Genomic DNA, 10,902 nt, shown 5'->3' on the forward strand with positions numbered 1-10,902 from the left:
CGCCCTGTCGTCTGATCTGATGGGGAGGTTGGCGCGGGATGTAGCCGTCGCAGACCCTTTGGGCAAATCTCTAGACGTAACGCAGGGCGGTTTGAAGGCGCTGCATCCGTTCGGGCCTGTTGCGGCCTCTACCCGTCAGCCCGCTGGGGGCGGGAGTGCGATTTCATGCAATCACGGTCGATGGGGATGCTGTTGGCGGCGGTAATCACTGGCACGGCGGGCGAGGCCGGGGCGCAGGATCGAGCGGCCTTTGGCGCAGCGATGGACGCCTTCCTGCAAAGGGCGATGCAGCGCGTCGAGGCGGCGCCGGGCCTGGCCGTGGCTGTCGTGGACGAGGAAGGGCTGGTCCACGCCGCGGGCTTCGGCGTGGCGGATGTGGCGACCGGCGCAGCCGTCACGGCGGACACCCGATTCTACATCGCTTCGGCCACCAAGTCCTTTACCGCCCTGTCGTTTGCGGCCATGGCGCAACGGGGCGAGGTGGATCTGGACGCGCCCCTGGCCGACTGGGCGCCGCCGTCGGGCGTGCCTGCCGACATCGCCACGCGGATTACTCTGGCCGATCTGCTCAGCCATCGTTCAGGCGTGGACAATGACCCCATCGCGTTTCGTCTTGCCTATTCCGGCGACTGGAGCCCCGAGGTCCTATGGCGGCTGACTGCGGAGACGCGGCCGCGCGACACCTCCTATGGCCAGTTCGTCTATGACAACTCCGGCTACAACCTCGCCACCGTCCTGAGCGACCGCCACTGGGGCCGCGACTGGCGCGAGATGGTCGAGGACGAGGTGCTGACGCCGCTGGGTATGAGCGCCACGACTGCGCGCATCGACGAAGCGCGGGCGTCGGGGGTGGTGGTCGCGGCCGGTCATTTCGGTCGCATTCCCGGCCAGCCCGAGCGGTCGCCGTTGCAGAAGACTGACGCGACCATGCAGTCGGCGGGCGGGCTGATCTCGACCGCCAGAGACATGGCGATCTGGCTGGAGGCGCAGATTAACGACGGTCGGGTCGATGGGCGGCAGGTGTTTCCGGAAGGGCTCGTCGCCTCGACCCATGCATCGCGGGTGGCGCAGGAGGCGAGCTTCGGCCTCTATGTCCGCACTGGCTATGGCCTGGGTTGGCAGGTGGGACGCTATGGCGACGACGTGCTGATCCACCACTTCGGCAACTTCTCCGGCTCGCGCGCCCATGTCTCCTTCATGCCGGAGCGCCGCGTGGGCGTGGCGGTGATGGTCAATGAAGACGCCTTCGTCGGCGATCTGGCCGATGTGGTCGCCAACTACACCTATGACTGGTTCGCAGGTCTGCCCGACATTGACGCTGTCTATTACGCCAGGCTGGCCGCCCTGATCGCCGAGCGCGACCGCCGCCGCGCAGGCATCGGCGGGGCGCTGGAGGCGCGGGCGAAACGACCGCGCACCCTGTCGCTCGCCAACGCCGCCTACGTCGGCGACTACGTTAACCCGGCCTATGGAACCCTGACGATCCGCGAGACGGGCGAGCGTCTGTCAGTCGCCATCGGCGTACAGCAGGCCCTAGCCGACTACCTGACCGAGCCTGAGGGTCTGCGCGTCGAACTGACCCCGTTCCGGGGCGAGGGCCTGGTGTTCAAGCTGGACGCCGATGGCCGCCCGAGCGCGCTGGTCTATCAGGACGCGGTCTTCGTGCGTAACTAGGGCCTGGCCGGCAAGACCGCCATCAGGGCGCGGGTGAAGCCGACCGGTGCGACGGTCAGGTGGTCCTCGTTTTCCAGCACCGTCGACTGGATGCTGATGCCCGGATAGGCGCGCGATTTCAGCGCCCGCTCCATCGTGTGCATGTCGCCGACCATGTCGGCGTCGGTGCTGTGGCGAGCGGTGGGGCCGGGGCCTTCGAAGCCGCCGACGTACATGAAGACCTCGGCGGGCAGGTCGCGATGGGTGCGGGCGTAGTCCGCCTCGACCTTCATCATGTGGCGCTTGTCGTACCAGAAGGAGGGGCTGCCCAGCACGTAGCTGCTGAACATCGTCGGATCAGTGAACATGATCTGGGCGCCCAGCAGACCGCCATAGGAATGGCCCAGCAGGACGCGGCGCGCCGGATCGGCGCGGAACTTCTGCTCCACGAAGGGCAGGGCCTGGGTCTTCAGATAGGTCTGATAGGCCGCGCCTCCACCATGTACGGAGCCGGCGGAATTGCGGGGGCCGTTCGGCGTGGGGGTGTAGTCGCGGCGGCGGCTGTCGGCGCCGCCGTAGCCCTTGGCGTAGGACAGGCCGACCAGGATGAACTCCTCGATCACCGGCCCCTCCAGGTTCACCCGCCGTGCGATCTGACGGATGATTGGAAAGGCGTAGTCGGCGTCGGTGACATAGAGGACCGGGTAGCGACGATTCGGCTGGGTCTCATAGCTGGCGGGCAGGCTGACGAAGACCTGATAGTCGCGACCCGAGACCGGATCGGGCACGGACCAGACCTGGGTGCCCGTCAGCACATAGGGCGCGCCCTCGCCGGCGGCGGCGGCGTTGGCGGTGGTTTGGGCGTCCGCTCTCTCGCCGCAGCCCGCGACGAGGCTCGTCGCCACCAGAATCGTCGCCAGTCCCAATGCCCGCATGGACGCCCCCTCAAGCTTCACCAGAAAGGCAGACTTGAGGGCAAATGGGGCGAGGAAAGGGCAGCCAAGGTTGTCTTAGGCGTAGTTGAAACTGATCGAGATGCGCTGTTCCTCGGCGCGGTTGGCCGGGACCTCGTGGCGCAGCCAGCTTTCCCACATCAGGATCGTGCCTGACGCCGGTTTCAGATAGACGAAGGGCTTCTCGGCCTCGGTCGCCTCGGCGGTCAGGCCGGGGCGCGCCATCATCATCGTCAGGCGGGGGTCCTCGATCTTCAGCGACGAGGCCCCGTCTGGCACGTGGACATAGATGGTGCCGGATATGATGGCGTGCGGATGGATGTGCCCCGTGTGTCCGCCGCCGGGCATCAGGACATTGACCCACAGATTGTCCAGCCGAGGCTTGCGCGCCAGATCGAAGTGAAGCGCCTTGGCGTAGGCGGCGGCGTGCTTGTCCAGCAGTCGCTTCAGTTCCGCGAACTCGGGGAAGCGATGCGGCAGGTCGTTGATCGAGCCGTAGGAGGTGTAGCCGGGATAGTGGTTGGTCTTGCACCATTCGATGCCGGCCTCGTCTTCCTCGGCCATGACCAGGCAGAGATCGAGGATTTCCTCGTGCAGTTCCGGCCAGGCGGGCGCCGCGGCCAGCGAGGCTTCGTAGACCTGGGTCGGAAAGAGGGGGCGCAGGGACATGGCGGTTCCATAGGCCAAGCAGGCAACTTCAGAAAGGCAGAGCCGCTTCCCCCCGCAAGATCGCCTCCGCCTCGGGGCTGTGCTTGGCGTCGGTGCGGTCGTGCAGGATCAGCGGCGGCAGCAGTCGCAACGGCGCCTTGCCGGTCTTGATGGCCTGCACCAGCACGCGCTTGGCCGGCTGGTCGGCATAGGGGTGGACGGGACGGACGGCGAAGGAGCCGGCCTTCTCGCCCAGCAGCGCCAGCAGATCGGCCAGGCGGTCGGCGCGGTGGATGACCACGATCTTGCCGCCCTCGCGCACGGCCTTCAGCAGGAAGCCGGTCCAGGCCTTCAGCCCGTCGTCGGCCATCCAGGCGCCGACCTTGCCGGGGGCGGGCGTCCGCAGCGCGCCGGGATCATCGAAGAAGGGGGGATTGCTGACGGCCCAGTCGAAGGTCGGCAGGTCCAGCGCCCGAAAGCCGTGCGCCACATCGCCGCTCAGGATGGCGGTGCGATCTTCGACGCCGTTCAGGACGGCGTTCTCACGCGCCAGTCCTGCAGCAATCGCGTCGCGCTCCAGCCCGGTCAGGCCTGCACCGGGACAGCGCCCGGCGATCTGCATCAGCACGCCGCCGGCGCCGCAACCGGCTTCGATCAGACGTTCGCCCGGCCTGGCGGCGACGGCGGCCGCCAACAGGGCGGCGTCCATGCCGGCGCGATAGCCCTTCACCGGCTGGCGCAGGCGCGCGCGGCCGCCCAGCAGGGCGGATTCCGCCACATCGGCGGCGACAGTAAGGGCGGACTCGGCTTGACCCGTCATGACGCCGCCACCATTGTGCGCCGCGTCGCGTCCGGGCAAGCGGGTGTGGTGGTTTTTCGAGCGAATCTCCCCCTTCGCTCCTGTGTTGAAAGAGATTTTCGTGGACGCAGCATTCGTCGCCGCTCCCCGCCCCAAGGGCGATGTGGACGCTCTTGTCCGTCTGGCCAAGGACGACATGGCGGCGGTTGACGCCCTGATCATCGCCCGGATGCAGTCGGACGTGCCCGTCATCCCCATGCTGGCCGAGCACCTGGTCTCGGCGGGCGGCAAGCGTCTGCGGCCGTTGCTGACCGTCGCCGCGGCGCGCGCCATCGGCGCCGCCGACGACATTTTGGGCGCCAAGAAGCTGGCCGCTTCGGTCGAGTTCATCCACACCGCAACCCTGCTGCACGACGACATCGTCGACGGCTCGGAAATGCGACGCGGCAAGGTGGCGGCGCACCTGATCTGGGGCGCCGCCTCGTCGGTTCTGGTCGGTGACTTCCTGTTCGCGCGCGCCTTTGAACTGATGGTCGAGACGGATTCGCTGCGCGCGCTCGGCATTCTGGCTACGGCGTCCAGCGTGATCGCCGAGGGCGAGGTGCTGCAACTGACGCGCGCCCACGACCTGAACCTGGATCAGGACACCTATCTGCAGATCATCCGCGCCAAGACCGCCGAACTGTTCGCCGCCGCCGCCGAGTCGGGCGCGGTGGGCGCAGGCGCGACCGAGGAACAGGTCAAGGCGCTGCGCGACTACGGCATGGCCCTGGGCATCGCCTTCCAGTTGGCCGACGACGCGCTCGACTATGGCAGCGACACCGCGACCCTGGGCAAGAATGCAGGCGACGACTTCAACGAGGGCAAGGCCACCTTGCCGCTGCTGCTGGCCGTCCAGCGCACCAAGGGCAGGGAAGATCTGTTCTGGGACCGCGTCATCACCAAGGGCGAACGCACGCCCGAAGACTTCATCCGCGCTCGTGAACTGATCCTGGGCACGGGCGCGGTCGAGGCGACGCTGGACGCCGCCGCCGACTATGCTGATCGGGCCAAGGCTGCGCTGTCGGTTCTTCCCGCCAGCGATTGGCGGTCGGCGCTTGAAGATCTGGCCGACTTTGCGGTCAGCCGCGCGGCCTGATGCTGCTGGCGGTCGTCATCGCGGGCATGCTGACAGCCGCCCCGCAAGACCTGCCGCGATTCACCATGACGCCGGAACCTGGCGACGCGCTGAAGGCCGAACTGTTCCGCCTGGCGTCGGGGGATCCCGAGGCGCAGGCGCGCAGCCTGCTTGGAGGGGATCAGGCCGAGGCTGGCGCTTTCAACCTGCACGCGGCCGGGCCTCTGATGATGATGTATCGCGAGGACGCCGGGCCTGCGGGCGGACTGGTGCTCTATGCCGGGGCCGAGGCGGGGCACAGGCCTGACGCCGCCTGCCTGCTGACGCGCAATCCCGACGGCCAGCAGAACAATGCGCGTCGTGCGACTGACTGGTGTCTGTCCTTCATCCTGAAGACGGCGCCGACGCTGAATATTCCGCCGGCGCCGCTTTAGTCGGACCTACTTCAGGCTGGCGCAGAAGGTCTGGATGCGCGCGCAGGCGGCTTCCAGCACGGCTTCCGACGTGGCGTAGCTGACACGGAAGTAGGGGCTGAGGCCAAAGGCCGTGCCCTGGACCACGGCCACGCCCTCCTGGCTGAGCAGTTCGGCGGTGAAGACCTCGTCGTCGGTGATGACGACGCCTGATTCCGTCGTCTTGCCGATCAGGCCTTCGATCGAGGGATAGACGTAGAAGGCGCCCTCCGGCGTGGGGCAACGGACGCCCGAGGCCTGGTTCAGCATGGACACCACCAGATCGCGCCGGCGCTCGAAGGCGGCGGAGCGCTCGCCCAGAAAGTCCTGCGGCCCGTTCAAGGCCTCGACAGCCGCCCACTGGCTGATCGACGACGGGTTCGAGGTCGTCTGGCTGGCCACCTTGCGCATCAGATCGATCAGCGGCTTGGGACCGCCCGCATAGCCGATGCGCCAGCCGGTCATGGCGTAGGCCTTGGACACGCCGTTGACCGTCAGGGAGCGGTCATAGAGGTCGGGCGCCACCTGGGCGATGGTCAGGTATTCGAACCCGCCATAGACGAGGTGCTCGTACATGTCGTCCGTCAGTATCCAGACCTGCGGGTGCTTGCGCAGCACCACGGCCAGGGCTTCCAACTCGGCTCGGGTATAGGCGGCGCCGGTCGGGTTCGACGGCGAGTTGAGGATGATCCACTTGGTCCGGGGCGTGATGGCCGCGTCCAGGACCTCGGGACGCAGCTTGAAGCCGTCGGCTTCCTGGCCGACCACGGTCACGGGCTCGCCGCCGGCCAGAAGCACCATGTCCGGATAGGAAACCCAGTAGGGCGCCGGCACGATGACCTCGTCTCCGGGGTTCAGCGTCGCCGCGAAGGCGTTGAAGATGACCGGCTTGCCGCCCGAGGCGACGTGAATCTGGTTGGCGGCGTAGGTCAGGCCGTTCTCGCGCGCGAACTTGGCCACGATGGCGGCCTTCAGCTCGGGCATGCCGTCCGCGTCGGTGTACTTGGTCTCGCCGCGATTGATGGCGTCGATGGCCGCCGCCTTGATGTTGTCCGGGGTGTCAAAGTCCGGCTCGCCGGCGCCCAGACCGATCACGTCACGACCCTGACGTTTCAGCTCACGCGCCTGGGCGGTCACGGCCAGGGTGGCCGAAGGCTTGACGCGGGCGAGGGCGGCGGACTGAAGGCTGGACATGTCTATCCCGTCTGGTGGATGTGGTGGGGGCCGGGGAGGCGAGGCTTGATACGCAACCCGGCGCAGACGCACAACGTTTGTGCGTCTTGCGGACGGTCAAAAGGCGATTTGGGCGAGATTTATGCGGCGGATCGTCGATTTTCTTCTGAACCTGGAGGCGCAGCGCTGGCGAACCCTGCTGGTCAGCCTGCTGTTGCTCGGGGGAATCATCGCCCTGTTCGCCTTCGGCAAGAGCCACCTCACCCTCGGCGCCGAGGAGAAGCTGGAAGCCTGGCTAGAGGGCTACAGGATCGGACCCTGGGGGCTGGCGGCCGCAATCGTCGTCTTCACCCTGTCGGCCTTCGTCGGGATTCCCCAGTTCATCCTGATCGCCGCCTGCGTGGTGGCCTTCGGTCCCTGGTTCGGGTTCCTCTACAGCTGGATCGCGACTGTGGTGTCGGCGGCGGTCACTTATTGGCTGGGGCGCGGGCCTACCGCCCGGGCGCTCGAGCGCTTTGGCGGCGGCGCGGCCGATCGGCTGAAGCGGTTCGTCGGGCGCAACGCCTTTTCCGCCAGCTTCATCATCCGCAACGTGCCTTCGGCGCCCTTCATCGTCGTCAACATGGCGTTCGGCGCGGTCCGAGCCTCGTTTCCGGGCTTTCTGGCGGGGTGCGCGCTTGGCGTTCTGCCCAAGACCGCACTGGTCGCCTTCTTTGGCGGCTCGTTCATGGCGGCGGTGTCCGGCGATGGGGTATGGACCTCATTGATCCTGGCGGGCGTTGCGGCAGCCTGGCTGGCGCTGATGCTGGCCGTGCGCGAACTGGTCAAGCGCCGCGAGGCGGCGCGCCCCTCGGATCCTGATTGAGACGGAGATGACGATGCTGAAACTCTATTACTCGCCCGGCGCCTGCGCCATGGCCTCGCACATTGCTCTGGAGGAGTCGGGCGCCGACTATGAACTCCAGAAGATCGACCTGAAGCAGGGTGAGCAACGGACGCCTGAGTATCTGGCGGTCAATCCCGCCGGCGTGACGCCCGCCCTGGCGACCGACCTCGGCGTGATCACCCAGAACGTGGCCATCCTCGCCTACATCGCCCAGACGCATCCGAAGGCGAATCTGGCGCCGCTGGACGATCCCTACGCTTTCGCCCGGATGCAGGCGTTCAACGCCTGGCTGGCCTCGTCCCTGCACCCGGCGATCGGCAAGGTCCTGTTCTCGCGACCGCCGCTGGAAGGCGCCGCGCGCGACGACGCACTGGAGTTGGCGCTGGCCAAGTATGACTTGGCGGAACAGCACCTGCTGGCGGGACCTTGGGCGCTGGGTGAAGATCATTCGGTCACGGATGGATATCTGATGGTCTTCACGCGCTGGGCCCGTCAGGCCGACCTCTTGGATCAGCGACGCTTCCCCGGCCTGAACGCCCATCTGGACCGTGTTCAGTCACGTCCCGCCGTTCAGCGAGCGCTCGCGACCGAGGGGCTGTCGGCGATCTGACGGCGAGGCCTGCAAGCGGGGCCGGAAAAGCTTGAGCAGAGGGGTTTCAAGCCTTGCTGTGACAAGGCCGTGATTGGCGTGTCATAGGCGCTTGCAATCGACGCGCCATGCGGGCAAACGGGCCTATAGTCGGCCAGGCGAGGACGATCAGGATGGTTCTGCGCACATGGGTGCGCAGGGCAGGGCGTCGCCGGAGCAGACAAAGCAAGACTCACGCCCTAGCAGGCCCGAACAAGCGGTAACCGACGCCCATGCTTTCACCCCTCTTCGGCATGTTCTCCAACGATATCGCGATGGACCTGGGGACCGCCAACACCCTGATCTACATGCGCGGCAAGGGCATCGTCCTGAACGAGCCGTCGGTCGTGGCCCTGCGCAACGTCGGCGGCCGCAAGATCGTCCACGCGGTGGGCCTGGAAGCCAAGCAGATGCTGGGCCGCACGCCCGGCCACATGGAAGCCATCCGCCCGATGCGCGATGGGGTCATCGCTGACTTCGAAGTCGCCGAAGAGATGATCAAGCACTTCATCCGCAAGGTTCATAACCGCAAGGGCTTCGTGAACCCCAAGATGATCGTCTGCGTCCCGTCGGGCGCCACCGCAGTCGAGCGCCGCGCCATCAATGATTCCTGCCTGAACGCCTCGGCCCGTCGCGTCGGCCTGATCGACGAACCCATGGCCGCCGCGATCGGCGCGGGTCTGCCGATCCACGAGCCGACCGGCTCGATGGTCGTCGACATCGGCGGCGGCACGACCGAAGTGGCCGTCCTGTCGCTGTCGGGCATCGTCTATTCGCGTTCGGTCCGCGTCGGCGGCGACATGATGGACGACGCCATCATCAGCTACATGCGCCGCAACCATAACCTGCTGATCGGTGAGACGACGGCGGAGCGTATCAAGAAGGACATCGGCACCGCCCGCGTCCCGGCCGACGGCGAAGGCCTGTCGATCGAGGTCAAGGGTCGCGATCTGATGCAGGGCGTGCCGCGCGAAGTGAAGATGAGCGAGCGTCAGGCGGCCGAGGCCCTGGCCGAGCCGGTCTCGCAGATCGTCGAGGCCGTCAAGGTCGCTCTGGAAGCCACTCCGCCGGAATTGGCCGCCGACATCGCCGACAAGGGCATCATGCTGACCGGCGGCGGCGCCCTGCTGCGCGGCCTGGACATCGAGATCCGCGACCACACCGGCCTGCCGGTTCAGGTGGCCGACGATCCGCTGTCCTGCGTCGCCATCGGCTGCGGCAAGGTGCTGGAGCACCCGTCGTGGATGAAGGGCGTCCTCGAGTCCTCGCTCTGAGGCAGAAACAGCCTGTCGCAGGGGCGTGGTTCTTCGAGAATCGGTTTTTGCGATAGGCTCTCATCGCCGGCGGCGAGACCGCCGGTCCCGGATCTCTAGGTAGGAAGGCTGGCCGTGGCGTTTCGCGACGGACCGTTCGAGAATCTGAAGGTGCCGCTGGCCTGGACGGCCGCGGTCGTCGTCGTCGTCGGCATCGTCGGCGCGGTCATGTTGTTGCTCGGCGACACCCGCCAGACGTCGAATGCCGAAAGCTTCGCCCCTGCACGGGCCGGGTTCGAAGCCGGTGCTGCGCCGGTGGGCGGGGTTCTGTCCGCCCCGGTCCGCTGGACGGGCAACGCCGTCGACTACGTCAAGGGCTACTTCTTCGCCGTGTCGGAGAACCGGCGGCTGCGGGCGGAGATCGCCGAGCTGAACGCCTGGCGCGACGACGCCCTGGCGCTGAAGAACATCAACGGTCGCTACGAACAGATGCTGGGCGTGAAGACCGAGCCGCCGGTGCCCATGGTGACGGGCCTGGCCATCACCGACGCGCGTGGACCGTTCGCCCGGTCTCGCCTGTTGAACATCGGCGCAGCCAAGGGCGTGCGCGTCGGCAATCCTGTGTTGAGCGAGCATGGTCTGGTCGGCCGCATCATGGGCGTCTCGGCGGGCAACAGCCGGATGCTGCTGCTGACCGACGTCGCGTCGCGCACACCCGTGCTGGTCGAGCGCACGGATGCGCGCGCCATGCTGACCGGCGACGGCAGCGGGAGTCCGCGTCTCGACTACATACGCGGCGCCGGCTCCGTTCAGGAAGGCGACCGCATCATGACGTCCGGCGACGGTGGCGGTTTCCCACGCGGTCTCCCGATCGGCGTCGCCGCAAAGGGCGTTGACGGGACATGGCGTGTGAAGCTGTTCAGCGACCGCACGGCCATCGACTATGTCCGCGTCCTGCTGTTCCAGGATTTCAGCCAACTGGCCGATCAGAACGCCCTGAACGCGCCGCCGCTGGCCAGTCTGGCCGCCGCTCCTCCGCCGACTCCGGCTCAGGCCGCCGCTATCCAGGACGTGGCCACCCGACGCGCCGCTGTCGCCGCCGCGACGGCCGAGCGTGTACGCGCCGCCAACGCCGCGCCGCCGCCTGTTCCAGCGGCTGCCCCGGCCGCTACGGCTCCGGCGCCGACCGCCGCCCGTCCGGCCGCGACGCGTCCGACCACGCCTCAGCCGCGCCCCGTCGCCCCTCGCACCACGACCCCGACGCCTCCGCCCACGCCTGAGGTCGAGCCGGCGCCTACAGGAGCCGCAGAGTGAGACGGGCGATCACGGTCCGCGTCGTC

At 67.6% G+C, this 10,902-nt stretch carries 11 protein-coding genes; 7 read left to right on the plus strand and 4 right to left on the minus strand.

All coding sequences use genetic code 11. The annotated features are described in order from the left end of the window. Window positions 1–165 precede the first annotated feature (165 nt). Entirely contained in the window at window positions 166–1,674 is a 1,509-nt protein-coding gene (locus B4A39_RS10005) for a serine hydrolase (protein ID WP_292036107.1), read from the plus strand. On the opposite strand, the gene B4A39_RS10010 is transcribed toward B4A39_RS10005, so the two are convergent. From B4A39_RS10010 to B4A39_RS10020, 3 genes are all read right to left on the minus strand, one after another. Then, on the minus strand, window positions 1,671–2,588 hold the full coding sequence (locus B4A39_RS10010; RefSeq protein WP_292036111.1) for an alpha/beta hydrolase: 918 nt from the start codon (window positions 2,586–2,588) through the stop codon (window positions 1,671–1,673). The genes B4A39_RS10005 and B4A39_RS10010 overlap by 4 nt on opposite strands. A 75-nt stretch (window positions 2,589–2,663) precedes the next feature. Then, window positions 2,664–3,275, minus strand: coding sequence for a TIGR02466 family protein (locus B4A39_RS10015; RefSeq protein WP_292036113.1), 612 nt, complete (start codon window positions 3,273–3,275; stop codon window positions 2,664–2,666). A gap of 28 nt (window positions 3,276–3,303) precedes the next feature. Then, a complete protein-coding gene (locus B4A39_RS10020) occupies window positions 3,304–4,074 on the minus strand; it encodes a tRNA1(Val) (adenine(37)-N6)-methyltransferase (RefSeq protein ID WP_292036116.1) in 771 nt (256 codons plus the stop codon). A 142-nt stretch (window positions 4,075–4,216) separates the two neighbouring features. Here B4A39_RS10020 and B4A39_RS10025 point away from each other — a divergent pair, with 142 nt between their 5' ends. Both B4A39_RS10025 and B4A39_RS10030 read left to right on the plus strand, forming a co-directional pair. After that, a complete protein-coding gene (locus tag B4A39_RS10025; RefSeq protein WP_292036335.1) occupies window positions 4,217–5,191 on the plus strand; it encodes a polyprenyl synthetase family protein in 975 nt (324 codons plus the stop codon). After that, on the plus strand, window positions 5,191–5,604 hold the full coding sequence (locus B4A39_RS10030; RefSeq protein ID WP_292036118.1) for a hypothetical protein: 414 nt from the start codon (window positions 5,191–5,193) through the stop codon (window positions 5,602–5,604). Before B4A39_RS10025 ends, B4A39_RS10030 begins: the two co-directional genes overlap by 1 nt. A 6-nt stretch (window positions 5,605–5,610) precedes the next feature. On the opposite strand, the gene B4A39_RS10035 is transcribed toward B4A39_RS10030, so the two are convergent. Beyond that, window positions 5,611–6,816, minus strand: coding sequence for a pyridoxal phosphate-dependent aminotransferase (locus B4A39_RS10035; RefSeq protein WP_292036120.1), 1,206 nt, complete (start codon window positions 6,814–6,816; stop codon window positions 5,611–5,613). 121 nt (window positions 6,817–6,937) lie between these two features. Here B4A39_RS10035 and B4A39_RS10040 point away from each other — a divergent pair, with 121 nt between their 5' ends. The 4 genes from B4A39_RS10040 (at window position 6,938) to mreC (ending at window position 10,876) form a co-directional block, all read left to right on the plus strand. Next, window positions 6,938–7,660 carry a TVP38/TMEM64 family protein gene (locus B4A39_RS10040; protein ID WP_292036122.1) on the plus strand — a complete coding sequence of 241 codons (723 nt, stop codon included), beginning with the start codon at window positions 6,938–6,940 and terminating at the stop codon, window positions 7,658–7,660. Between the two features lie 7 nt (window positions 7,661–7,667). Continuing rightward, window positions 7,668–8,291: a glutathione S-transferase family protein gene (locus B4A39_RS10045; RefSeq protein WP_292036124.1), complete on the plus strand. Its 624-nt coding sequence runs from the start codon at window positions 7,668–7,670 to the stop codon at window positions 8,289–8,291. Window positions 8,292–8,542: 251 nt separating this feature from the next. Further along, complete coding sequence (locus B4A39_RS10050) at window positions 8,543–9,583, plus strand: rod shape-determining protein (protein ID WP_292036126.1); 1,041 nt, start codon at window positions 8,543–8,545, stop codon at window positions 9,581–9,583. A 114-nt stretch (window positions 9,584–9,697) separates the two neighbouring features. Continuing rightward, window positions 9,698–10,876 carry a rod shape-determining protein MreC gene (gene mreC, locus B4A39_RS10055; RefSeq protein ID WP_292036127.1) on the plus strand — a complete coding sequence of 393 codons (1,179 nt, stop codon included), beginning with the start codon at window positions 9,698–9,700 and terminating at the stop codon, window positions 10,874–10,876. Window positions 10,877–10,902: the final 26 nt, after the last annotated feature.

This window comes from Brevundimonas sp. UBA4553, assembly GCF_002387245.1.
Classification (GTDB): domain Bacteria; phylum Pseudomonadota; class Alphaproteobacteria; order Caulobacterales; family Caulobacteraceae; genus Brevundimonas.